Raw genomic sequence first — 23,702 nt, 5'->3', positions numbered from 1 at the left:
ATACCGTTCGGACCGACATCACTTTCCTCTCTTCATGACTCGCCGCACCATCCGCGCCCCTCTTCTCAGAAGAGAGCGCTCTGGGATGACCGCAAACCGCCGCGTCGACCAACGGTGAAGCTCCTGCACAGCGAGGGAGAGCTCCTCCACCGACCCCTTGAGTTCTGCGAGCTCCCGGTCTTTCTTGCGAGCTTCTTTGATCGCCGAATCCAGCTCGGCTGAGAGAGTCCTTCGATAGGAATCGTCCGAGTGCGGCGCGAATGGAGGGATATAGATTGCTTCGCGCGGAAGCCGACCCGATTCGGTCCCCCTCCAAAGCCAGTTCAGACGGCGGACGATTGCTTCGTTGTCGCCCGAGAGAAGGCTCCGAACTCCCTGGCCAAAGTCGACACCATCCGCCGTCGCATCGGTTCCCGCATTCGTCGCCCCGGCCGCATGGACATGTCGGATGTCGTTGGCGTCGAGGAACCGAACGTATCTGGCGAAGTTCTCAGCCTGTGCGTCGTGGAACGGGCCGAAATCCGCGTTGTCATAGAGCGCCTCGGCACGGATCTCGTCTGCCCGATCAGGCATCGATCGCGTCGGTATCCGGTGGTACTCGGCCAACTCACGCGTTCGTGAGTCATGCGAGATGACCACAGCAGGGGTCCCTGCTGCAAGCGCGGCAATGTTCCCGTGGATGCGATTGCCGAATGAGAAATCCATCGTCGACAGAAACTGCTGCCACGGCTGGGGGTCCAAGAAGAATACGAGGCGATCCTCTCGGTACAGAGGGTGATCAATCCCGGACGGGAATGCGGTCGCCACTCGACCCCGCATCGGCTGCCCCCACATGAGCAGCGCGAGTTCTCGATACTCCTGCTGGACATATGTGATATTCGGAAATCGTTCCGAGTGTTCTTGGAACACCTCCCCTATGACTTCGAGGCTGGGAACGGCATTGAAGGAGATTCTCGACTCGCGTGTGAGGCGCTCGGCCTTTTTCTCGACTCGGTACTCCGCGCTCTCGGTAAGGGAGGGGCATCCGATGATCTCCACGTGATCGTCGCCGAATCCCAGGCGGGCAAGGAACTCACGTGTGAAATCGCCCCTCACCCCGATCTTCGCGGAGCGATCGAGCACCGCGCTGACGAATCGGGTTACTGGCTCCTTCAACGTCGAGGGCAGGTCACTGACCTCCGTGCCGTTGCCGTTGGACAATTGCGCCCCGACGCCGACGACTGCGACCGGTATGTCCAGTCGCTCGATTACTGAACTCAGTTTGTTGAGCGCGGGAAGAAACTCCGGACGAAACGCGTTGGCCAACGGGATGACGAAGTTATCGAATTCGTCATTGATTCGCGTTACGTGATCGTCGTCCACGCCGGCGCGCTCAGTGGTGAAGGAATCCGGAACCAACTCGGCCCCGGGAACACTCAAGGTCCGGAAGACGGCGTTGGAAAAGAGCAGATTCCCCGAGTTAGCGCCGAAGACACCGTTAACCCCACGTTGAAACGCCGCTTCCGGGCCCAGCACCTGAGCCGGGTGCTTTCCTGCTCGTATCAGTGTCTTCACGGATTCCTCTCCGACCTCCGCTCGCACGCGCACGCGCGCGCTCATTCCGGGGATCAATCTCGACACATCAGTCTAGGTTGTCTCTGTTGACGAACCTGCGAGCACGTACGGGCTACTACGCGCGTAGATAGAATGGCTCCCGGCCTGCGCGTTCTGTGCGACCGCTGCTAACTCTCGCCGCTTGCGAGACATCCCGATGTGGAGACCCCTATACCAGCCATGAGGCCGATCATGCTCACGAGACGCGGTATTCGGTACTCTCCTGCGTCTGCCGGCCGCGTGGTGGATGTCCGCTTGGACGGGCAGCGGGTCTGGTCGTGCGCTATTCCCGAGGGGGGCCGCTTCCTCCCCTGGCCCTCTGCGCTCCAGGAACGACTACGCGGCAGAGCGGTTGGGGAGATCGTTGACGCCGTCACCGCGAAAGCGCTGTGGCGAGGTGCCGTGAGATGGCCTGGCACAGGCCCCATGAGTCTGACGGACGCGGAAGGCCACGGGCTTCGTATCGATAAGTGGGGAAGGCTGACCCGATCGTTCGAGTACGGAACGGACATCCGGCCCCATGTCGCCGCACTCGCAGCCTCTGTGATCGAGATTCTTCACGAGCAGGACTACGACGCATTCATTGTTGGCGGGACGCTTCTGGGTGCTGTCCGAGACGGAGAGATATTGCCGCATGACGACGACGCCGACGTGGCGTACCTGAGTCGCCATTCGCATCCCTCCGACCTGATACTCGAGAGCCATCGACTCCAGGGGTCGCTCCAAGACCGCGGGTTTAGGGTTCTTCGGCACAGTTGGTCTCATCTGCAGGTTCTCGCCGATGATTCCGGCGGCTATTACGTCGACATCTTCACCGCGTTCTACAAGTCCGGCCACTTTCACGAACCGATTCACGTCCGCGAAGCGGGTATGGAGGCTGCGATCCTCCCGCTCACGACTCAAGAAGTCCATGGCATCCGTCTTCCTGCCCCACGACAACCGGAAGCATGGCTGGCAGCCTGCTACGGACCATCGTGGCGGACCCCGGACCCATCGTTCACCTTCGAGACTCCGCCGGCGACGCAGCGCCGCTTCCACGCTTGGTTCGGGGCGTTCTATTCGAGTATCAACCTCTGGAAGACGCGATACGCAGCGGGGGGCAGCGCGCACGAGAGTGAAACGATCAGGACTCATGTCATCGCCGCCGGCGACAACGTCATCGATCTTGGATCAGGTGACGGCGAGGACCTCGCCTTCTATCGAAGCGCGGGGCTGCGTGCCGCGGGTGCAGAGTCGATCTCTGCGGCGCGATCGGTTCGTGACGGCGAAGCTCAAGTCAACCTGGTGGAGTACCTTCCCAGCTTCGCCTTCATGCGCCGAGCTCTGCACGAATCGACAGGTTCCTGCGTCGTGGCTGCGAATCACTTGCTCGCCTGCCTCGATGAGCGCGGCCGATCGGAGCTGCTGCACTTGCTGAGCTTCGCTCTGCGACAGGGGGCAAAAGTCATCACCGCCGACTATGAGGAGCTCGGACGGTATCAACCGGATTCGCCACGCACATGGCACCTGGACTGGACTACACGCACGGCGGAAGCGACGAAGGCTGGTCTGCGGTGCGTTCCGCTTGAGCGCGCGCGGTTTCGGGACGAGGACGGCGTTCGACGTACAGTCGCCGTCGTCGAATATCACCTTGAGGAGATGTAACGATGGGCCGGCTTAGTACTTTGGGCAGCGATCTCCTGCTTGAGATTCGACGGCGGCGCGCACAACGCCGTCTGCATGCGCGCACGGTGTTGGATCTCGCGTCGACCGTGGCCTCGCTCCAGCAACGCTTGAGCGAACTGGAATCCGACTTGGACGAGGTACGGGCGGACAGCCGGCGCGTTGCCGAACTCCGTATTCAAGTCGAGGATGCGTTGGCGGCCTCGACCAAGTCCCCGCTCGAATAGGCGCCGAGGTCGCCGGATAGACTACAGGGATGACCTCCCGTACTGTGGCTGTGCTCCTTGCTGGTGGAATCGGCGTCCGGGTGGGACTCGGAATCCCGAAGCAACTGATCAAGATCGCAGGAAAAGCGATCGTCGAGCACACGCTCGAGGTCGTCAACGCCAGTCCTCTGATTGACGAGATCATCATCGTGATGAACGCGGGCGCGATCGATCAACTCACTCCCCTTCTCGACCCGGGACGCTTTCCGAAGCTCAGCAAGATCATTCCCGGGGGCGATACTCGGAACGACTCCACGCAGGCTGCCCTGGCGGCGATCGATGAATCGCCGGACACCAAGGTGCTCTTTCACGATGCCGTCCGCCCATTCGTCAACGAGCGAATCCTTCGCGATTGTGTGGAAGCACTCGAGACTTACGACGCAGTCGACACCGCGATTCCCTCCGCGGACACGATCATCCAAGTGGATCAGTCGAACCATATCTCCGGCATTCCTGACCGCTCGACGCTTCGACGTGGTCAGACTCCGCAGGCATTCCGTGCCGGGACGATTCGACGAGCGTACGAGATCGCAAACAAGGACCCGAACTTTCACGCCACGGATGACTGTGGTGTCGTGTTCGCGTACCTGCCGGATACCCCAATCTTCGTGATCGACGGTACCGCCGAGAACATGAAGGTCACCGAGCCCATCGATGTCCATATCGCGGACAAGATCTTCCAGATGCAGTCGGACAGCCTTGCCGATACCGCCACTCTGCCCGATCTCGAGGGCAAGGTCGTCGTCGTGCTCGGAGGGAGTTACGGAATCGGCGAGAGCATCGTCGATCTCGCCCGCACCGCGGGCGCTTCCGTGCATCAGTTCAGCCGGTCCACAACCGGCACCGATGTCCGGTCACGGAGCGATGTGAAGAAGGCCTTCAAGGCGGTGCACGAGCAGGAAGGGCGTATCGACGTGGTGGTCGTCACCGCAGGCGTCCTCCAAGTCGGGCCCCTCGCGCAGACGAAGAGCAAGACCATCAGGCGTGGCATCGAGGTGAACTTTCTTGCCCCGTTGATCGTCGCGCGGACGGCTTACAAGTACTTGGCGAAGAGCGGTGGGCAGCTGCTGCTGTTCACCTCGAGTTCCTACACCAGAGGCCGTGCGAACTACGGAATCTACTCGGCGAGCAAAGCGGCGGTCGTGAATCTGACGCAGTCCCTTTCGGAGGAGTGGGCCGAGGACGGCGTACGTGTCAACTGCATCAGTCCACAGCGAACCCATACTCCGATGCGCACGCAGGCGTTCGGCGAGGAGCCACTGCACACGCTCCTCGACCCACGAGATGTGGCGGCTGTGAGCCTTCAGGTCATCTCCGGTGAGATGACCGGACAGGTCATCTCGGTGCGAGTCGAGGACAAGCGCTGACGGCGGACCCCAGGCTCACTTCTTGTTCAGCACTTCGATGGCCTCTTCTATGGGGCCATCGAAGATCTTCTTTCCCTTCTTGATGACGATGCCCCGCTGGCAGAGGTCTCTGACCATGTTCACACTATGGCTGACCACCAGCATCGTCACCCCCTGGGCAGTGAGATCCTTGATCTTTGCCGAGCACTTGGCGCGGAAGGGCGCATCGCCAACAGAGAGCACCTCATCCACGAGCAGGACGTCGAGTTCCACATGGATCGCCACTGAGAAAGCGAGGCGCATGAACATTCCCGAGGAATAGTGCTTGACCTCCTGGTCGATGAATTCGCCGATCTCCGAGAATTCGACGATCTCGTCGAACCGCGCGTCTATCTCGTGCTTCTCCATGCCGAGGATTGCCGCATTCAGATAGACATTCTCACGGCCAGTGAGGTCGGGATGGAAGCCCGCGCCCACCTCGATGAGGCCAGCCACGCGCCCACGCGTGTACACCGCTCCGCTGTCCGGCTCGAGCACTCCCGAGATCAGCTTCAGCGTGGTCGACTTACCCGACCCGTTCATCCCCATGACCGCGACAGACTCGCCCTCGCCGATCTGAAAGCTGAGATCATTGAGCGCAGTGAACCGGTCCGCCCGTACCTTTTTCCCTCGAATGAAGCCGACGAAAGCTTCTTTGAAGGAGTGCGTATTGCGCTTGAGGAAGCTCTTCGACACGTGGTCGACGATGATGCTCGGCGAGTGCGTAGTACGGAGAATGGTTTTCGACATCACAGGTCCTGGGCGAAAGAGCGTTCGAGGTTGCGGAACACGAGTTGACCGACGATGAGCATACTTACGCAGATGATGCCGGCCACGAGCAATGCTGTGCCGAAGCCCGGTATGATCCCCAATCCGCTATCAGCAGTGGTGGATGCCCAGAATCCCTGATGGAACAATTCGACCGCGACGGTCAACGGGTTCCATGAGTAGAGGGTGAAGATCCAGGGATGATTCTCGAGCTGCGTGTAGACCATCGCCCACGTGTACAGGACGGGAGAGGTCCAGGTTGAGAACATCTTGATCAACTCGACGAAGTTCTGGGCGTCCCGGAATCGTGCGTTCAGGGCGCTGAAGAAGAGACCCAACCCCAGAGCGAAGGCCACGATCAGGATCAGTCCAAGTATTGCTCCACCGATGCCGGCCACTGTCGGTGTCCACCCGATGAGGAGGCACACCACGATAAGAATCGCGAGTTGCGGCAGGAAGTGGACGAACGCGACGATGATCGCTGCCACAGGAAAGAGCTCGCGTGGAAGATAGATCTTCTTCACGAGCGCACGATTGTCGACGATTGATGTCGTGGCATTACCGAACGCCTCGTTGAAAAGGTTGACGGCCACAACGCCCGAGAACAGATAGATCGGGAAGTTCTCGATGTCTCGATGAAAATTGAGAATAATCCCCATCACGAAGTAATAGATGAGGAATTGGGATGCTGGCTTTACATAGGACCACACCCATCCGAGAACAGAGTTACGGTAGCGGGTCGCAGTCCCTTTGCGCACGAGCAGGCGGAGAAGGTACCGACGCCTGAATACGTCGAGGACGCCTTTGCCTCGGCCTGGGACATCGTACGCACCGAGATCTATGGGCGTGCCAAAGGTCAAATCACTACGTCCTTCTCGTTTCGGACACGACACGAAACGTACGTGTTCCACCGTCCAGATTATATCCGACGCAACATCCAGGTTCCCCGGAGGCCCCCGGCTGAGGGCCGCGGGGGCATCAACCGATGGGGCTCATCGAGCTCCAACCCGTCCCGACCTGAGACCGGGCACCCCAGCCACCGCGCCCGTTGGAAGGGTACAGGTAGAGGACTCCCTTAGGCCCGACCGCCAGCACGTCGTTCTTGCCGTCGCCGTTGAAATCTCCGGGGCTGAAGATGACGGGGTAGCCGAACCAACCCGTTCCGATTTGCTTGCGGGTGCCCCACCCGCCGTATCCGGTCATCGGATACAGGCGCAGAGTTCCGTCCGAGAACCGGGCGACGACGTCGCCGATCCCATCACCATTGAAATCACCCATGTAGAAGACGCTCTGGAGGCCTGTCCATCCAGACCCGATCTTCTGGCCCTTGGTATTGAGCCAGCCTCCCTTACCGTCCCCGCGATACAGGTACATCATTCCATCGGGAGTGATCCCGATCACATCGAGGCGCCGGTCGCCGTCGAAGTCCATTCCGCCGAAGACGTGCGTGAAGGACACCCACCCCTTGCCGATTTGAGTGGCTTTTCCGCTGGAACCGGAGTACATCAGGAACCGGCCTGAGGAGTCGATACGTCCGAAATCGCGACTACCTGAGCGGTCGAAGTCGCCCAGCGGAACGATCTTGTCCTTCTTGGACCATCCAGTACCGAGCTTCGTCCGCCCTGTCCACCCGCCTCGGCCATCGCCCCCGTAGATGTATGCGACGCCATCGGATGCCACCGCGACGATGTCCGTGCCTCCCGCTCCGTCGAGGTTGCCCACTCCTGCGGGGAACGCCGGGAGTGGCTTGACGGAATACCCCGCTGCACTCTTCGTGACCAGTGTCTGCCATTTGTTTCCTACAGCACCGGCGGCTTCAAGCTTTCCGCCCTTCGAACCCTTGTAGAGCAGGAGGTCACCGTCCGCGGCATGCGCCATGATGTCCGCGTGCCCGTCCCCGGTGAAGTCCCCCGGGCTGAATATGCTCGTCATGCCTGCCCAGCGGGTGCCGATCTGCACCGTTGTGCCCCACCCACTTCTTCCGTTCCCGGGGAAGAGCTTGATGTCGCCATTGGAGTCTCGCGCCACAAGGTCGGGCTTGCCGTCACCATCGAAGTCGATCCCGCTGATGATCTGATCGACCTTGTTCCAGCCGGTCCCGACCGAACTAGCTGCTGCGAACCCTCCCAACGCGTTGCCCGCGCGGAGATAGAGGTTCCCCTTCGCATCGACCGTGAAGATGTCTTCGACACCGTCGCCGTTGAAATCGCCTGCCGGAAGGACAGCGGTGACCCCGGACCAGTCGCCGGCGAGCGCCGATGGCTTACCGACAGAGGTCTTCGCCCCGCCGTACAGGACCTTCGGCTTACCATCGGCGCCGACCACGATGAAGTCCCTGCGCCCATCACCGCTGAGGTCGCCGACACTGAACGCGCCGGTGAGGTTCCCCAGGCCGGAAGCAAGGGTCACGGTCTTGCCCCACACGCTCTTCGAGTACGGGTATGCGAGCAGGCTGCCCTTCGCGTCCGCCGCGATGACGTACGACGTCGAGTTGATGTCCGTCAGCACGGGTGCAGGCACCGACGGCGCGGTCGGGGCGGCCTGTGTCGATCCGAACCAGTCCGTGAAGTAGTTGTAGAAGTTGCGGTTGCCGTAACTGGAGCAGCTGTCGCCCTCGCCGTACCCGGCCTTCATGGCCGCCGCGTTCGGCTGGTAGGGCGTGTAGTAGTAGAGCGCCGAGGTCGCCTTGTTGGCGATGTGTACGTTGCCGCGGCCGCAGTTCGCGTTCGGGTGGTAGAGGATCCCCCACGTCTTACCCGGGGCGTACCAGGTGAACCAGCGCCCCTCCATGTACATCTGCATCTGCCGGCCTGCGCCGTAGATCTGGTGGAAGAACCCGACGAACGCCGGATCGCACGGTGCGGTGTCCGGGCATCCCTGACCGAGTGCCTTGTCGTACCGCCACGCGCTCGGCCACACATGGTTGACGAGCCCCTGCTCCTTCTGGAGCATGACGATCAGCACCTGCGGATTGATGTTGCACGCCTGGGAGACCTTGTAGATGATCCGCGCAGCGCTCTCGTTCGCCGCTCCCTTGTAACCGCTGCAGTATGAATCCGCCGGCATGCTCACCGAGGTGATCTTGAAGTCCTTCAGACAGACGTACGGCTTGCCGTTCTCGTCTTTTCCGACGACGCACTTGGAGACCTTCGAATTGAAGAAGGACTGGATCTGCGCCTCGGTCATGGTGTTCTTGTTCGTGAACACGGCGTCACTGATGATGTTGCCCGCGTTGAAACCGACGAGCGTCGACTTGGCGATTCCGGACTGCGCCGGGTCTCCGGACGACTTCGCGTAGGCGCTCGAGGTGTGCACCGATGCGGACGCCGCCGTCACCTCAAGGGGTGCGACCGTACCGACGACCACCGCTGTGACCGCGACGATCACCGCCAGGAATCGAGCCATTCTGCGCACACTTCGGGTGTGTGGGACACGTCGATACATGTGACTAGTGTGACGGAAGTCGCGTAATGATGCCACTGTGACCCATGAATTCGCACAAGAACGCGGCGTGTCGTGTCGATTCGCGGCAGGCGCCCAGGGTCGGTCTCTCGGCTCAGAGGTCGGCGTGCAGCAACCAGATGCGTTCCGCCGCACTCGCCCAGGAGAACGCCTTCGCCCTGTCACCGGCGAGCACCCTCGCGCGCTTCTCCCCCGCGCCGACCGCATCCACGAGGGCATCGGAGATCTCATCCGGCTCCACCACGGCGCCGCCCTCCGCGATCACGTCCCGGTGCACCCCACTGTCCACGGCGACGATCGGCGTCCGCATGGCCATGGCTTCCATTGCACGCCACGGCCATGCCGCCAGCGCGCTCGTCGCGACGAAGGCTGACGACGCCATCAGTACGGCAGCGCGATCCGATGTATCGAGCGCGCCACGGATGTGTGCGCGACGCTCGGGAAGTCCGGCTGCGGCCGCCAGGTCGGCGAGTACGGGCTCCGAGCCCTCTGCGGCGTCGAGGACGACCGCGTCGATGTCCGCAGCCGCGGCAGCGCGGAAACCGTGTTCGAGATCGGCGGGGGTCCCGGCGAGCACGACGTACCGCTCCGGGAGGGACAGCGCCGCACGTCGGCGCCCTGAATCGGTCGGCGGAGCGAACCCCTCCGGCGGCGCACCCGCGACGACACGGACACGGTCGCCGAGCTTGGCGTACTCGCCGATCCGCTCCGCCATCGCATGCGTGGGTACCACCACGGCGTCGGCGTGCCTCGCAGCGCGCCGCAGCATGCCACGCTGCCACGCGACGTTCGTCTTGGACATGCTCTGCGGCGCCTCCCAGGCACGGAGATCCCAGACGGTCACGGAGACCTGGTCGTGATCATGCACCCGATCGTGCCTGACGAGGGGCGCCATCAGGGACGGAGCATGGATGAGTCCTCCCCCGACGCCCGGCGCGATCCCCACCTGCCAGGAGGCGGCGATCTCGCGACGGCCCAGACCGAGCCGGCGAACGGAGTCGATCCCCGGGATGTCGACGTCGCCACCTGCCGGGATGATCGCATCGACCGAGCAGCCGCTGGGGGCGGTGGCGAGGAGCCCGGCGGTGAGATCACGCGCAGCCCGCGCCTGGTCGGCGTCGACGACGGTCGTGATCTGGTCGAGAACGACGCGCAGCCGAACACTCATGACCCCAGCGTATCCGCGCCGACGAGGTTTTCCCGCGGCGCGCGCCGTTGCGTGCTTGAATGCACTCATGAGTGACGGGCGGCTGCCGGCGCGACGGCGCTGGGTGGGCGGAGTGATCGGGCTCCTGGTGGTCGCCGCCCTGCTCGCCACGGCGTGGGTGGTCATACGTGCGCTCGGGTCGGCCAGCGAGCTGCAGAGCGTCAGGAGCTCCACCGCGCAGCTGCGATCGGCACTCGCCGACGGCGAGCTCGACCGGGCCGAACGCATCGCTCCGCGCATCGCCGCGCACGCCGCACTGGCCCGCGACCTCACTTCGGACCCCGTATGGCGCGCGTTCGAGTTCGTCCCGTGGCTCGGCGCGAACATGACGGCGATGCGAGAGGTGGCGGAGGTCACGGACGCCGCTGCGGACGCCGCCGCGGGGCCGATCGTCCTGATCGCGGACAGCGTCGATCCGGCCACACTCGGGTTCACCGGCTCCCGCATCGACCTCGCGCCCCTTCCCGATGTCCATGCGGCACTCGAGGGGGCCTCCATCGCCCTGCACGCGGCGCAGACGGCATCCATGCGTATCGACGTCGATGCGGCCCTGCCTCCGGTCGCCGACGCCGTGCGGGAGGCGCAGGTACTGATCCGCGACGTCGCGACGACCGTCGGTGCCCTGCACGGCGCTGCCGGCTTGCTGCCGGGCATGCTGGGCGGGGAAGAACCGAGGAACTACCTGATCGCACTGCAGAACAACGCAGAGGCCCGCTCCCACGGCGGCGCGATCGTCGCGTTCACTCTTGTCCGTGCGGACAACGGCGTCCTCGCCAACCCCCGGACCGTGAGCGCACAGGATCTCACCGTCCTCGACTCTCCCCCTCTTCCCCTGGACGATGCGACGACCACGCTGTTCGGAGATTCGCCCGGGCGCAGCGTGCGCGACGCGACGAGCATCCCCGATTTCCCCTCCGCGGCCGAGATCGTGGCGCAGCACTGGCAGCAGCAGTACGGCGATGTCGTGGACGGTGTCGTCGCACTCGACCTCGTCGCCGCGGAGCATCTCGTCGGAGCGATCGGTTCACTGTCGTTCGGCGAGCACACCGCGGATGCCGACACGCTCGTGACTCGACTCGCATCCGAGGTGTCGGTGACGAACCCCCAACCCGTCGGGCGCGACGCGGCGCTCGCACAGGCCGGCGGATCCCTTGTGTCGGCTCTCCTCGTGGGAGAGGACCCGGCCGCCGTGCTCGCTGCCGTGGCCACAGCATCCACGGATGATCGGATCAGGGTGTGGAGCGCCCACGAGGAGGAGCAGAAGCAACTCGAGACATCCGGACTGAGCGGGAGGATGCCATCGGACGGTGAGCGTGGCACGCATGTGAGCGTGTTGGTCAACGACGCGTCCGGCGGCGTGGCCCTTGATGCCCATGCGCACGCCTCGATCAGCACGGCCGTCGGAGCGTGCCGCGGCGAGCCGACGACACAGGTCCGTGTGACCTGGTCGAACGATGTCCCCGCCGACCTCGCCGCCACTGCCCCGGCCTCCGACGACCTCGCGGCGGGGCAGACCCGCACGCTCATCTCGATCGTCGGCCCTGAGGGAGCCTCCGTCTCTGGTGGAGACGTCGCCGCCGAGCTCGGCGTGCGTCCCGTCGCGCAGTATGAGCTCGTCCTGTCACCGGGCGAGTCGAGCTCCGTCACCGCCTCGTTCACGGGCACCGGCGCCGGCGATCGCCGGACGCAGCTGCATCACACTCCCCTGCTCGATGCCCCGGACGTGGCGATGGCCGACCTCGAGTGCGGGTGAGACCCGCTCAGGGTGCCGGCGTGGGCGGGTGCAGCGTCTGCTGCGCCAGCTCGCGCACGAATGCGTAGTCCGGCGTGAACTCGTCCACCCCGTTCTCCGGCACCAGCTCGATGGTGGTGACCGGCTGCTCTTTCGCCTTCAGCATCAGATCGAAGAACTCGCTGAGCTTGTCCCTCGGCAGATCGGTGTCGACGAGCACGGTACCGGCCGCGGCGATGTCGTTGAAGCGCGAGAGGATGTTCTGCGGCGTGAACTGATCGAGGATCGCGAGCTGCAGCTCGCGCTGGCGCTCCATCCGGTCCCAGTCGCTCGTGGTGTACCGCGACCTCGCGTACCACTGTGCCGTGTCGCCGTCCATGTGCTGCGCACCGGGTTCGATCCACCCGATGGCCCACTCGTTGACGTCGGTTCCCGTCCAGCCCTCTGGCGGGCCGCCCTTCGGCAACCGCTCGGTGACCTCGATGTCGACGCCGCCGAGCGCGTCGATCATCGCCGCGAACCCGTTCATGTCGATGAAGACGTAGTACGGGATCTCGATCCCGAGAATGCCCTCTGCGGCGTCCTTGGTCGCCTCGATTCCGGGGGCGGATCCCTGCGCCGCCGCGTCGGGGTAGAGCTCTGCGCCCTCGTCATCGCGGCACACCTCCGCCGCATAGCGCACATGGTTCATCCACGGGTTCCACCCGCACGTCGGTGAGGAATGCCCTTCGAACGCGTTCGGGTACAGCGCCTGCATCGGACTTCCGTCGCTGAACGGCGCGGACGGCAGCTCACGCGGAATGCCGAAGATCGTCACGGCACCGGATTCGGCATTCACCGACACGACCGAGATGCTGTCGAACCGCATGGAATCGCGTCCGTCACCGCTGTCGGCACCGAGAAGCAGGATGTTGTAGTACCCGTCGCTCGGGGGAAGACTCGGGCCGCTCTGCCCGAAGATGTCGTTGATCGCCCCGCGACTGGAACCGGCGATGCTCGCGGCGTATCCGGCCCCGCCGCTGAGGAGTCCGACGATAACGAGGGCGACCACGGGAATGGCGATCCTCGACGTCGGCGGCACCTTCACCAGGCGCACGATGCGCAGCGTGTCGAAGGTCAGCACGAGCCACAGCAATGCGTACCCGATGAACAGCACCTGCAGCGCGGTGAGGGCGAACCAGTTGGATCCGACGGTGATCAGAGCGGAACGGAAGAACAGCGCGGACACGACCGCCAGGACCACGAGGAACCAGCCCAGCAGCGTCGCCCCGAGTCCGAATCGGCCGAGTCGTCGATTGCGGCCGGAGAGGATCTGCGCCGAGCCGGGAACCAGCACGTTCATGGCGACCAGCCACCATCCGCGACGGCCCATGAACGCCGGGTCGGCGACATCCGGATTGCGCAGCGGCCGGGTCTCCACCAGCGATCGGCCCGCGCTCGACGTCGCACGCGGCGCGGCGAGGGTCACAGCGAGTCCTTCAGCCGTTCGTTCTTCGTGGCGACCTGCGCCTCGAGCGTGGCGGCGTACGCCTCGAGCCGGTCGGCCATCGTCGCGTCCGAGGCGCCGAGGATCCGGGCGGCGAGGATGCCAGCGTTGCGCGCGCCGCCGATCGACACCGTCGCGACAGGGATGCCGGCGGGCATCTGCACGATGGAGAGCAGTGAGTCCATGCCGTCGAGATAGGCCAGCGGCACGGGAACGCCGATGACGGGCAGCGGCGTCATCGACGCCAGCATCCCCGGCAGGTGCGCGGCTCCGCCTGCGCCGGCGATGATCACCCGGATGCCGCGACCACGCGCCTCGCGCGCATACTGCATGAGCTTGTCGGGGGTGCGGTGGGCCGAGACGACCTCGACCTCGTGAGCGACGCCGAAGTCCGTGAGCGCCTGCGACGCATCGCTCATCACTCGCCAGTCGGAGTCGGAACCCATCACGACGCCGACGACGGGCGCGCTGGAGGAATGCAGAGGCTCAGTCACCCGTCAAGGGTACGGGCAGAACCCCGCAGTTCTGCTGAACGGCACGCTTGGAGTCACGCCGCTCACGGCTTCATCGGCGTCACGCGAAATGGGCGGCCGCCGCGCGGGCGGTGTAGACGACATCGTCGAGGTCGTCGCCGGCGGCATTGACGTGGCCCACCTTGCGGCCGGGGCGCGCGTCCTTTCCGTAGGTGTGGATCTTCGCGTCCGGGTGCTCCGACATCGCCGCCTCGAAACGGCTCTCGAACGTCCCCTCCGTGGGGCCGCCGAGGATGTTCACCATCGCCGCCCACGGCGCACGCGGCGCGGTCTCCCCCAGCGGAAGGTCCGCGACGGCGCGCAGGTGCTGCTCGAACTGCCCCGTGACCGCTCCGTCCTGGCTCCAGTGCCCGCTGTTGTGCGGGCGCATGGCGAGCTCGTTCACGAGGATGCGATCGTCATCCGTCTCGAACAGCTCGACGGCCAGCATTCCGGTCACCCCGAGCCCTTCGGCGATCCGTCTTCCGATGTCCTCCGCCATCCGCGCGAGACGTTCCCCCGCCCCGGGAGCCGGGGCGAAGACCTCGGCGCACACGCCGTCGCGCTGCACGGTCTCCACGACGGGATACGCGGCGGTCTGGCCGCTGGGGCGCCGTGCGACCTGCTGGGCGAGTTCGCGGCGGAACGAGACGAGCTCCTCCACGAGCAGGCCGTCGCCGCCGGAGAGCTGGGCGAACCAGTCCGCCGCATCGCCCGCAGCCGACACCACACGCACGCCCTTGCCGTCATATCCCCCGCGGGGCGTCTTCACGACCGCACGGCCGCCGTGGTCATCGAGGAACACCTGCAGCTCGTCGGCATCCGCGACGCGAGCCCAATCCGGCTGCGGGACGCCGAGTTCCGCCAGGCGTGCACGCATCACGAGCTTGTCCTGCGCGTACTGCAGCGCATCGGGGCCGGGGTGGACAGCCACCCCGTCGGCGACGAGTGCACGCAGGACGTCCTGCGGGACGTGCTCATGGTCGAAGGTGATGACGTCGACATCCGCGGCGAACGCGCGCACGGTCTCGAGGTCCCGGTAGTCCCCCACTGCCGTCGCAGCAAGCTTCGCCGACATCCCATCGGTCTCCGCCAGCACTCGCAGATCGAGGCCGAGCTCGACCGCGGGCGCGATCATCATCCGGGCCAGCTGTCCTCCGCCGATCACGCCAACGCGCAACGCCATGTGGTTCTCCTGTTCGTCGGCATCCATTCTCGCGCACGACGGGTGTCGCTTCGACTCGCTTCGCTCGCTCAGCGCGTTTCGTCTCGCTTCGCTCGCTCAACGACCCGCGGGAGGGAACACGGTCACCGCGTTTCGTCTCGCTTCGCTCGCTCAACGACCCGCAGGAGGGAGCACGGTCGACGACCCGCGGGAGGGAGCGGGGTCAGCGACCCGCGGGAGGGAGCGGGGTCAGCGACCCGCGGGAGGAGCGCGGCGGGTCAGACGACCGGGTCGGTGTCGCCGGTCGACTGCGCGTCGCGATGCGCGAGGATCTGGTTGACCTCGATCTGGTCGGCGAGCGTCTCGTGCACCAGAGTGACATTCGGGACGTTGATGAGATGCATCGGTGCATCCATGCCGTTGGTCAGCGTGATGGTGCCGGCGCCCCTCATACGCTGCAGCACGCCTCGCCGGACGCCGATCGTGTAGCCGCGGACGTGCGACATCTCGCGCCGTCTGCGTGCACCGAGCCCGTGCCGGACGATCACCCGCCGCGTGGTGACCGTGTACGTGCGCGACAGCCACAGGATGTACGGGATCACGACGCCCAGAAGGATGAGCAGTCCGGCCACGGACAGCAGCATCCAGTTCTCGTAGCCGTCCGGGAGGTTGTCGTAGAGATACGCCGTCCCGCCGCACACGGCCATGAACAGCGCCGCCGACCACACGAGCCCCGGCGCCTGACTGCGGAACCGCGCGATGAGGCGCTCTTCGGCAGGCGCGCCCGGCGGGGGCATCATGGGCCGTCCGCCGAGGGTCACGGGCTGTGTCATGGCTCCATTGTGCCCAAAGCCGCCGACAACTCCTGCGCACGGACGGCGTGTCCGAACGCGAGATCTCAGGCCAGACGCGCGTGGACCACGTCACCGGCGGCGATGACGTGCTCCGCATCGCCGTCCGCGACGCACAGCCGCCCGTCGGGCTCGAGTCGCCGGGCGACCCCGTGCAGCGTGGAACCGTCCGGCAACGAGACCTCCACGTCCCGCCCCAGCGTCGCACAGCGCGCCGAGACCGCAGCGTGCACACCGCTCCGGTCGGCGTCCCCCCAGGTGACAAGAGCCGACAGCAGACCGTCCAGGCGGCGCAGGAAGTCGGCCACGAGGCGGTCCTCGTCCGCGACGGCCCCGACGGCGGCGAAGGAGGTCGCGGTGGGGACGGGCAGTTGCGCCGGGGTCATGGCGGTGTTCACCCCGACGCCGATCACGACGGCGGATCCGGTGGCCTCGGCGAGGATGCCGGAGATCTTGCGTCCGTCGACGAGAACGTCGTTGGGCCACTTCACGGCGACGTCATGACCGGGCAGCTGCACGGTGACGGCATCCGCCATTGCGAGCCCCGCGACGAGAGGGATCCACCCCATCGCCGTCGGATCCGACGGCAGGGAGCGCAACAGCGCCGAGACAGCGATGGCCGACCCGGCCGGGGCCTCCCACGTCCGATCCAACCGACCCCGCCCAGCGGTCTGATTGTCGGTGACCACCGCCGACAGGTGCGGCCAGGCGGCGGCATCCGCCGACAGGACGCGAAGGGCCGCGTTCGTCGACGCCGATTCGTCGAGGACCTCGAGCCGGGACGCGACGGCCTGCGCCTGCGAGAACTCCATGCCCGTCAGTCTACGAAGCCTGGCACCCGCAGTCAGTGGCCGCTGTCAGATCTCGTCGTCCTTGCCCTCTTCGTCGTCATCGTCCTCATCCGTGACGACCGCGCCGATCTCACGCTGCCGCCACTCGTCCCACTCGCCCATGAGGCGCTCGATCGCGGCGTGGAACTTCGCCGTCGCGACGCCGGGCGTGGTGTCTCCGAAGTAGTGCTGGACCCACATCCGGAGCTTCGCGACCGCAGCCTCATCGGCACGGACCCGGTCGATCTCGTCGACGATGTCCGACGCCGCGTCCGCGGTGAGCCATTCGCAGTCCGACAGATACCCGCCCGTGTCGACGGAGGCGCGCTCGTCCACCGGCCGAGTGATCATGAGCGGCTTGCCCGCGGCGAGTCGGTCGTAGACCATCGCGGAGATGTCGACGATCGCGACGTCGGAGGCCGCCAGCTGCCAACCGAGCTCCGGTCCGTCGTCGAACACGTGTCGGGCCGCAGGGTCTGCGGTGTTCGCCTGCGCGATCGCCGCGACGATGCGCCGGTGCGCCGCCCCGTAGGCGTCGTCGATGACACCGCTGCGCGGATGCGGTCGATAGATCACGCGATGACGCCCTGTCGCCAGCAGCGCACCGACGAGGGCTTCCCCGTGCGTGGCGATCGAGCCGTAGTGCGCGCTGGGCCGGTCGCCCTCCCAGGTGGGGGCGTACAGGACCGTGATGCGCTCGTCCGGCGTGTACGGCAGGGTGCCGGAGTAGTGGTCGGCCTGCGGGCGGCCGATCTCGATCGTCCTGGCGTCGACGTCGTAGTCCCACAGCGTCCTGCTGAGGCGATCCCGCGCCGCCTGACCGGCGACGAAGGCGTAGTCGTACGCCTTGTACTGGTTGGTGGTCATGTACATCTTGTCGGACTCGCCGTGGTTGATGAAGACATGCCAGCGACGCCCGTAACGGAACATCTGGAAGTTCCGGGTGTTCTGGTTCACGTACAGCACGATGCGGATGTCCTGCGATGCGGTGAAGCGCTCGAGGTCCTTGACGGTGGGGACGAATGCCACGGGCGGTGCGTCTTCTTCCAGCAGCTTCTCCGCGCCGACCGCGTTGCGCGCCAGCACGACGACGGGCCACAGCTTCTGGAGCTCGGCGAGCGGCCGGTACCACTGCCGCATCTGGTACATGTTCACCGAACCGTCGGCGAAGTAGACGGCGATCTTGTAGTGGTTCTCCGGGTGGGGCGGCATGACCGCCAGCCGGCGGCGGACGCGCTGGACCGCCTTGCGCGAGCGCAGGGCCTTGCCCAGCAGCCGGTAGGCCTTCTTGAGATCGCTGACACCACTCACCTCTCAAGAGTACGCATGGTCGCTCAGCGCGTCATGACATGATCGACGAGTGGAAGAGCACGATTCGGCAACACCCGCGACCGGAGTGTCGTTCATCATGCCCGTGCTCAACGAGCGCGCGTATCTCGAGCACGCAGTGGACTCCGTCCTCGCCCAGGAGCTCGAAGGACCGAGCGAGCTCATCCTCGCCCTCGGGCCATCGACGGACGGCACGACCGAGCTCGCCCAACGTCTGGCGGAACAGGACGACCGCATCCGTCTCGTCGACAACCCCGCCGCGCACATCCCCGTCGGCCTCAACGCCGCCATCCGCGCCAGTCGCCACCCGGTGATCGTGCGGGTCGACGCGCACTCCGAACTCGCGCCCGGGTATGCCCAGCGTGCCCTCGCCACCCTTCGACGCACCGGCGCCGCCAATGTCGGTGGTGTGATGCGCGCCGACGGCCGCACACCGTTCCAGAAGGCCGTGGCCCGCGCGTACAACTCGCCGATCGGTCTCGGCGGCGGCGCATACCACGGCACCACGCACGAGGGTGAAGCGGAGTCGGCGTACCTCGGCGTCATCCGCCGAGAGGTCCTCGACGAGGTGGGGATGTTCGACGAGACGATCCGCCGCGGGGAGGACTGGGAGCTGAACCTCCGCATCCGTCAGGCGGGGCACACCGTGTGGCTGGACCCGAAGCTCTCGGTCACCTACTGGCCGAGGGAGAGCTGGTGGCGGCTGGCGCGGCAGTTCAAGGCGACCGGCGCGTGGCGCGGGGAGTTGGTGCGACGGTACGGCCGCAGCAACGGACTGCGCTTCTTCGCTCCGCCCGCACTCCTGCTCGATGTCGTGCTCGCCGTCATCGTCGGCGCGCTGCAGCTCTCGCGGGTCCTGGGCGGCGTCGCGTCGCTCGTGGCATCCGTCGTCTACCTGCCGTTGATCGCGTACAGCCTTCTCGTCGGTGCCATGGCGCTCAAGCCGGGCGGTGGGCGCACCCCCCGAGAACGCGTCTGGACGCTCGCCGTCCTGCCGACGATGCACCTCGCGTGGGGTTTCGGGTTCATCGGGGGCGTCCTGCGCGGGGCCCGCGACACCGTCGACGCATCACGCCTCGGCACACAGAACACGCCACTGCCGTAGCGGCGTCCTCCGTCACCGTGCGTCGAGGTATCCGAGGTCGAGGATCCGTGAGACCACTCGCTCGGCGGCACGACCGTCGTCGAGACGGTTGAACTGCGCCCGCCACGCCGCGTAGCGCGGCGCGAACCGACCGGTCACCGATTCGTCGCGCAGCGCGGCGACGAGCTCATCCTGCGACGTCACGAGCGGACCGGGGGCCCGTGCGGCCAGATCGAAGTAGAACCCGCGCAGCTGCCCCCGATAGTGCTCCATGTCGGGGACGAGGAAGAACATCGGCTTCCCTGTGACGCTGAAGTCGAACATGACCGAGGAGTAGTCGGTGATGAGCGCGTCGGCGATGAGCAGCAGACGGGCGGTCTCGGGGAACCCGGTGACGTCGATCACCCGTGCCCCGCCGTGATCCTTGCCCTGGCGCAGCGTTCGCGAATGGCCGCGGACGAGCACGACGGCATCCGCGTCCTCGGCGAGGCGCTGCGGATCGACGAAGTCGACCATCTCGGCGCGGTCGTCGCGCCAGGTCGGCGCGTAGAGGAGTACGCGCTCGTCTTCTCCGATGCCGAGCGCCTCACGCGTGGCGGCGCCATCGCCCGTGACGAGCATGTCGTTGCGGGGGTACCCGTCCGTCCAGATCGGCTTCCCGAAGAACGCGTACGCCTTCTTGAGGATGCGCTCCGAGTAGAGGTTCTGCGCCAGCAGCACATCCCAGCGCCGCGACTCCTTGACGATGGCGGCCATCCGCCGCGGATCGAACCCCGGACGGTGCAGAGCGAGTCTCTTCAGCGGAGTGCCGTGCCACGTCTGCAGCACCTTCTGGCCGCTCCTGCGCACGAATCTCCGGCGCAGCCAGTCATTCACGACCAGCAGTCGTGCAGCGCCACGCGCACGCCACCACTGCGGGCTGCCCTCCACGACCGCGACCGCGCCCTCCGGCACCGGCACGGACAGATCGATCACGCTCCAGTACCGGGTGACTCCGGGCGCGCGACGCGCGATCTCGCGGTCGATCGCCCGGGGGTTGCACCCGGCGATCTGCCCGTAGAAGCTCTCGAAGAAGACGGCGTTCTCGTCTCCCCCCTGCTCCGAGACGTAGCGGCTCTCCAGCGCGGCCTGCCCGTCGTCGGATGCGTCCTCGTCCGACAAGGGCGGCGCGATCACGACGTGCGAGCCTCGGAGGGAGATCCGCAGCCGGGCCAGCAGATGCGACGGCAGGTCGAGCGCCGACAGGTCCTCGCCATCGACGTGCAGCACGTATTCGCCGGAGGGCAACGGCAACTCCGCACCGCCCCATCGCGCCGCGCGGAGGACGAACGTCGCCTTCCACGTCTTCCCCCCACCGGTGATCCTGCCCGTGACCCGCGCGCGCGGACCTTCGAGCACGGCCGAGGCCGGCCGCGGTCCGGCACCGGAAACGATCAGCTTCTCGGCCTGCTCGTCGATGTGGGCAGTGGTCATCGTGCTCCTCTCGGCGCGGGGATCCCCCGCGCACGTATGGCTTCGTACACACGGCGCGTGTTCCCGCCGTCACGGTACGCGTGCATCTGCGCACTCAGCGCGTGAGATCGGGCGGCCTTCTCCGCGAATGCCCGGTGGTCGGTCAGTACTCCGTCGATCTCGTCCAGCAGTGCGTCCCAGTCGCTGACCGCGCCGCCGGCGGCGACGTCCTCGAGGCGGCCGTAGAAGCCGCGGGAGTGCGCGTACTCCTCCGCATCGGGCGCGAGGTACAGCACCGGCATGGCGAGGAGTCCGGCGTCGTACGCCATGGACGAGTAATCCGTGACGAGGACGTCGATGCCGGGCAGCGCCGGGGTCACGTCATTCAGCACCGACGAGCCGAGCATCCGTACCCGCGCGCTGGGCAGCGGCGACCGGTAGGCACCGGCGCCGAGCGGATGCGAGCGGACGAAGAGCACGGCGTCGCGGCGCTCGAGCATCGCGATGATCCGCACCCACTCATGGGCGGTCGGCACTGCGGGGTCGTCCTCCCCGTCGCGCCAGGTGGGTGCGTACAGGATCGTGCGCGCACCGGGCGGAAGCGGGCCCGTCGCTTCTTCCAGGAGCGCCGACGCGTTCTCCCTGCGCTGTTCGGCCGTGCCGGCGGAGAGCACATCGACGCGCGGCTCACCCGTCACCACGACGCGCTGCTCTCCGAGAGCGAAGGCGGACTCCAGTCGGCCCCGCGCCCGATCGGATGCCGCCGGCATCAACCGGATGCGCTGCGCCGTCGCGCGGTAGAGGACTTCGACGATCCGACGGAGCATCCCCGCACCCGGCACGTTCGGGACTTGCGTGGTGGCCGGGGAGTCGAGCCCGATGCGTTTGAGCGGGATGCCGTGCCAGAGCTGGACGAGGAAGGATCCGGCCACGGCGTATCGGTTCACATCGCCCTGGCCGTGCGTGACGACGATCACCTCGGCACGTGCCGTCTCCCACCAGCCGCGCCACGAGTCCCGGCGAATCGTCGGGATGCCGGCGGATGCGGCGTCGGCGGCCGCACGGTCCGTCGAGACGAGCCACAGCGCGTCGTGCCCTTCCGCCGTGGCCACGCGCCACAGCGCGAGTGCCCCGTCGCCGATCCCGACCGCGCTGCCGAACACCCAGCGGCGCCCACGGGGGACGAGGAGGGTTCCTGTGCGCCCGGCGGCATACAGCGGGATGCGCAGCAGCTTCGCCGCGTTCCCGGAGCCGAAAGAGAAGGACGCCACCCCGCGAGCCTATCGCGGGGTGGCGTCCTGGACTGCGACGTCGCTCAGAGGTCGAGCTCGCCGAGGGTCACATCCGTCTCGTACGACTTTCCGTCGCGCACATAGGTGACCGTGGCCTCACTGCCGGCGGCGACGGCACGGACCTGCGCGGTGAGGTCGGTCGCCCCCGTGATGGGGAGCCCGTTGAACTGCGTCACGATGTCTCCGCCGCGCAGGCCGGCATCGGCGGCCGCACCTCCGCGGGAGGTCTCGACGATCGCGGCCCCGGCGACGGAGGCCGACTCGAGCGACGCGGCATCCTGCACCGTGGCGCCCAGCAGACCGTGGGTCGCCTCGCCCGTCTCGATGATCTCCTCGGACACGCGCTTGGCGATGTTCGACGGGATCGAGAACCCCACGCCGATGGATCCGGATTCCTCGGCGGATCCGGCCGTGGCGATGGCGACGTTGATCCCGATGAGGCGCCCCTCGCTGTCGACGAGTGCTCCTCCGGAGTTCCCGGGGTTGATCGCGGCATCCGTCTGGATCACGGAGATCGAGATGGACTGGTTCGCGCCGCGCTGCTGTGTGCCGGGGAGGTCGAACTGGAACGGGCTGCCACCCTGGTTCTCCGGGGCGTCCTCCGGCGCGTCCTCGGCCGCCGAGTCGGGCAGCGCGGAGGAGGCGATCTGGATGCTGCGGTTCAGCGCGCTCACGACCCCCGTCGTGACGGAGTTCGACAACCCGAGCGGAGCCCCCACCGCGACGGCGGTCGAGCCGACGTTGAGCTCGGACGAGTCGGCGAACTCGATGGGCTTGAGGTCCTCCGCACCGTCGAGCTTGATCACCGCGAGGTCGTAGATGGGGTCGGTGCCGACGATCTCCGCGTCGTAGAGCCGACCATCGGATGTCGTCACGCGGATCGTCGGGTTGGCCTCTGCTCCGCCGAGGGTCACCACGTGCGTGTTCGTGAGCACGTAGCCGTCGTCACTGAGGACCACACCGGAGCCGCTGCCGGATCCGCTGGCGCCGGCGGCCTGGATCGTGACGACAGAAGGCAGGACCTCGGTGGCGATCGCGGTCGTCTCGTTGACCGAGCCGGGGTTGTTCACGCTGATGGCGCCCGGTCCGGAGGCCGAGGAGCCCACCGACGGCGCCCACAGCGTGTTGCCGAGGTAGCTCGTCCCGAGACCCGCAGCACCGCCGACCAGCGAGGCGGCGACGATGAGGGCGGCCACCTTGCCCGCGCCGAACGGCTTCTTCTCCTTCGGCGCCGTGGCGACGGGCGTCACGGGGGCGCCGGTCTCGCCATCGCGGATGGTGTACTCGCCGTACGGCGGGACAGGCAGCGTCTGCGCGTTCGGATCCGCCTGCGCCCCGACCCCGAAGGCCGCGCCTGCGTTCATCACGGGCTGGTGGGGCGGCGGGAACCCCTGTCCGGCCGAGCCTGCGGGCGGTGCGGAGGGGTGCACCGGCGACGTGAACGCGCTCGGCATGTCGTGACCGGCACCCGCGACATGCGGGGTCGGCTGCTCCGGGGTCCCGGGCTGCTCAGGGGTGTGGTTGTCGTTCATGTCTGCTCCTTCATCGACGCCATCTCAGAGTGCGCTCCGTAGCTGTGCATTCCGTATGGGCCGGGTGAGTGCTCCCTATGGCCTTAGCCTGGTT

The 23,702-nt window shown here is 66.4% G+C and carries 18 protein-coding genes; 4 read left to right on the top strand and 14 right to left on the bottom strand.

What is annotated here, in order from left to right; translation table 11 throughout:
• Positions 1–18: 18 nt before the first annotated feature.
• The gene (locus tag HD600_RS11175) at positions 19–1,554 is read right to left on the bottom strand and encodes a polysaccharide pyruvyl transferase family protein (protein ID WP_184283713.1); all 1,536 of its coding nucleotides are present in this window, start codon (positions 1,552–1,554) and stop codon (positions 19–21) included.
• Between the two features lie 465 nt (positions 1,555–2,019).
• On the opposite strand from HD600_RS11175, the gene HD600_RS11170 reads away from it, so the two are divergent.
• Complete coding sequence (locus tag HD600_RS11170; protein ID WP_184283711.1) at positions 2,020–3,237, top strand: LicD family protein; 1,218 nt, start codon at positions 2,020–2,022, stop codon at positions 3,235–3,237.
• Between the two features lie 274 nt (positions 3,238–3,511).
• Entirely contained in the window at positions 3,512–4,888 is a 1,377-nt protein-coding gene (locus HD600_RS11165) for a bifunctional cytidylyltransferase/SDR family oxidoreductase (RefSeq protein WP_184283709.1), read from the top strand.
• A 15-nt stretch (positions 4,889–4,903) separates the two neighbouring features.
• On the opposite strand, the gene HD600_RS11160 is transcribed toward HD600_RS11165, so the two are convergent.
• The 4 genes from HD600_RS11160 to HD600_RS11145 form a co-directional block, all read right to left on the bottom strand.
• Positions 4,904–5,656, bottom strand: coding sequence for an ABC transporter ATP-binding protein (locus HD600_RS11160; protein ID WP_184283708.1), 753 nt, complete (start codon positions 5,654–5,656; stop codon positions 4,904–4,906).
• Entirely contained in the window at positions 5,656–6,585 is a 930-nt protein-coding gene (locus HD600_RS11155) for an ABC transporter permease (protein ID WP_422120160.1), read from the bottom strand. Before HD600_RS11155 ends, HD600_RS11160 begins: the two co-directional genes overlap by 1 nt.
• Before the next feature lie 67 nt (positions 6,586–6,652).
• Positions 6,653–9,079 (bottom strand): FG-GAP repeat domain-containing protein, encoded by a 2,427-nt coding sequence (locus HD600_RS11150; RefSeq protein ID WP_184283706.1) that lies wholly within the window; start codon positions 9,077–9,079, stop codon positions 6,653–6,655.
• Positions 9,080–9,230: 151 nt separating this feature from the next.
• On the bottom strand, positions 9,231–10,304 hold the full coding sequence (locus HD600_RS11145; RefSeq protein WP_184283704.1) for a glycosyltransferase: 1,074 nt from the start codon (positions 10,302–10,304) through the stop codon (positions 9,231–9,233).
• 67 nt (positions 10,305–10,371) lie between these two features.
• On the opposite strand from HD600_RS11145, the gene HD600_RS11140 reads away from it, so the two are divergent.
• On the top strand, positions 10,372–12,096 hold the full coding sequence (locus tag HD600_RS11140) for a DUF4012 domain-containing protein (protein WP_184283702.1): 1,725 nt from the start codon (positions 10,372–10,374) through the stop codon (positions 12,094–12,096).
• Between the two features lie 7 nt (positions 12,097–12,103).
• Here HD600_RS11140 and HD600_RS11135 read toward each other — a convergent pair whose 3' ends face one another.
• From HD600_RS11135 to HD600_RS11110, 6 genes are all read right to left on the bottom strand, one after another.
• Positions 12,104–13,543, bottom strand: coding sequence for an LCP family protein (locus HD600_RS11135; RefSeq protein ID WP_338402225.1), 1,440 nt, complete (start codon positions 13,541–13,543; stop codon positions 12,104–12,106).
• On the bottom strand, positions 13,540–14,007 hold the full coding sequence (purE, locus tag HD600_RS11130; protein ID WP_184284831.1) for a 5-(carboxyamino)imidazole ribonucleotide mutase: 468 nt from the start codon (positions 14,005–14,007) through the stop codon (positions 13,540–13,542). Before purE ends, HD600_RS11135 begins: the two co-directional genes overlap by 4 nt.
• A gap of 127 nt (positions 14,008–14,134) precedes the next feature.
• Positions 14,135–15,286 (bottom strand): 5-(carboxyamino)imidazole ribonucleotide synthase, encoded by a 1,152-nt coding sequence (locus tag HD600_RS11125; RefSeq protein WP_184283700.1) that lies wholly within the window; start codon positions 15,284–15,286, stop codon positions 14,135–14,137.
• Positions 15,287–15,516: 230 nt separating this feature from the next.
• Positions 15,517–16,071: a PH domain-containing protein gene (locus HD600_RS11120; RefSeq protein ID WP_184283698.1), complete on the bottom strand. Its 555-nt coding sequence runs from the start codon at positions 16,069–16,071 to the stop codon at positions 15,517–15,519.
• A 65-nt stretch (positions 16,072–16,136) separates the two neighbouring features.
• Positions 16,137–16,901 carry a biotin--[acetyl-CoA-carboxylase] ligase gene (locus HD600_RS11115; protein WP_184283696.1) on the bottom strand — a complete coding sequence of 255 codons (765 nt, stop codon included), beginning with the start codon at positions 16,899–16,901 and terminating at the stop codon, positions 16,137–16,139.
• Between the two features lie 45 nt (positions 16,902–16,946).
• Positions 16,947–18,230 (bottom strand): CDP-glycerol glycerophosphotransferase family protein, encoded by a 1,284-nt coding sequence (locus HD600_RS11110; RefSeq protein ID WP_184283694.1) that lies wholly within the window; start codon positions 18,228–18,230, stop codon positions 16,947–16,949.
• Between the two features lie 97 nt (positions 18,231–18,327).
• Here HD600_RS11110 and HD600_RS11105 point away from each other — a divergent pair, with 97 nt between their 5' ends.
• Complete coding sequence (locus HD600_RS11105) at positions 18,328–19,353, top strand: glycosyltransferase family 2 protein (RefSeq protein ID WP_184284830.1); 1,026 nt, start codon at positions 18,328–18,330, stop codon at positions 19,351–19,353.
• 12 nt (positions 19,354–19,365) lie between these two features.
• On the opposite strand, the gene HD600_RS11100 is transcribed toward HD600_RS11105, so the two are convergent.
• Genes HD600_RS11100 through HD600_RS11090 form a run of 3 tightly spaced genes read right to left on the bottom strand, consistent with a single transcriptional unit; the run spans position 19,366 to position 23,608 of the window.
• Positions 19,366–20,805, bottom strand: coding sequence for a CDP-glycerol glycerophosphotransferase family protein (locus HD600_RS11100; protein ID WP_184283692.1), 1,440 nt, complete (start codon positions 20,803–20,805; stop codon positions 19,366–19,368).
• Positions 20,802–22,055 (bottom strand): CDP-glycerol glycerophosphotransferase family protein, encoded by a 1,254-nt coding sequence (locus HD600_RS11095; RefSeq protein WP_184283690.1) that lies wholly within the window; start codon positions 22,053–22,055, stop codon positions 20,802–20,804. Before HD600_RS11095 ends, HD600_RS11100 begins: the two co-directional genes overlap by 4 nt.
• Positions 22,056–22,099: 44 nt before the next feature.
• Entirely contained in the window at positions 22,100–23,608 is a 1,509-nt protein-coding gene (locus tag HD600_RS11090) for a S1C family serine protease (RefSeq protein WP_184283688.1), read from the bottom strand.
• Positions 23,609–23,702 lie beyond the last annotated feature (94 nt).

The organism is Microbacterium ginsengiterrae (genome assembly GCF_014205075.1).
GTDB lineage: Bacteria > Actinomycetota > Actinomycetes > Actinomycetales > Microbacteriaceae > Microbacterium > Microbacterium ginsengiterrae.
Note: the sequence above shows the minus strand (reverse complement) of the source record. Positions and strands in the feature narration are given on the sequence as shown.

What these genes read in the sequence shown, in the direction of transcription:
- HD600_RS11170 (WP_184283711.1), top strand. Translation starts at nt 2,020, where the DNA reads ATGAGTCTGACGGACGCGGAAGGCCACGGGCTTCGTATCGATAAGTGG.
- HD600_RS11165 (WP_184283709.1), top strand. Translation starts at nt 3,512, where the DNA reads ATGACCTCCCGTACTGTGGCTGTGCTCCTTGCTGGTGGAATCGGCGTC.
- HD600_RS11160 (WP_184283708.1), bottom strand. Translation starts at nt 5,656, where the DNA reads ATGTCGAAAACCATTCTCCGTACTACGCACTCGCCGAGCATCATCGTC.
- HD600_RS11150 (WP_184283706.1), bottom strand. Translation starts at nt 9,079, where the DNA reads ATGGCTCGATTCCTGGCGGTGATCGTCGCGGTCACAGCGGTGGTCGTC.
- HD600_RS11145 (WP_184283704.1), bottom strand. Translation starts at nt 10,304, where the DNA reads ATGAGTGTTCGGCTGCGCGTCGTTCTCGACCAGATCACGACCGTCGTC.
- HD600_RS11140 (WP_184283702.1), top strand. Translation starts at nt 10,372, where the DNA reads ATGAGTGACGGGCGGCTGCCGGCGCGACGGCGCTGGGTGGGCGGAGTG.
- purE (WP_184284831.1), bottom strand. Translation starts at nt 14,007, where the DNA reads ATGGGTTCCGACTCCGACTGGCGAGTGATGAGCGATGCGTCGCAGGCG.
- HD600_RS11125 (WP_184283700.1), bottom strand. Translation starts at nt 15,286, where the DNA reads ATGGATGCCGACGAACAGGAGAACCACATGGCGTTGCGCGTTGGCGTG.
- HD600_RS11120 (WP_184283698.1), bottom strand. Translation starts at nt 16,071, where the DNA reads ATGACACAGCCCGTGACCCTCGGCGGACGGCCCATGATGCCCCCGCCG.
- HD600_RS11115 (WP_184283696.1), bottom strand. Translation starts at nt 16,901, where the DNA reads ATGGAGTTCTCGCAGGCGCAGGCCGTCGCGTCCCGGCTCGAGGTCCTC.
- HD600_RS11105 (WP_184284830.1), top strand. Translation starts at nt 18,328, where the DNA reads ATGCCCGTGCTCAACGAGCGCGCGTATCTCGAGCACGCAGTGGACTCC.
- HD600_RS11100 (WP_184283692.1), bottom strand. Translation starts at nt 20,805, where the DNA reads ATGACCACTGCCCACATCGACGAGCAGGCCGAGAAGCTGATCGTTTCC.
- HD600_RS11090 (WP_184283688.1), bottom strand. Translation starts at nt 23,608, where the DNA reads ATGAACGACAACCACACCCCTGAGCAGCCCGGGACCCCGGAGCAGCCG.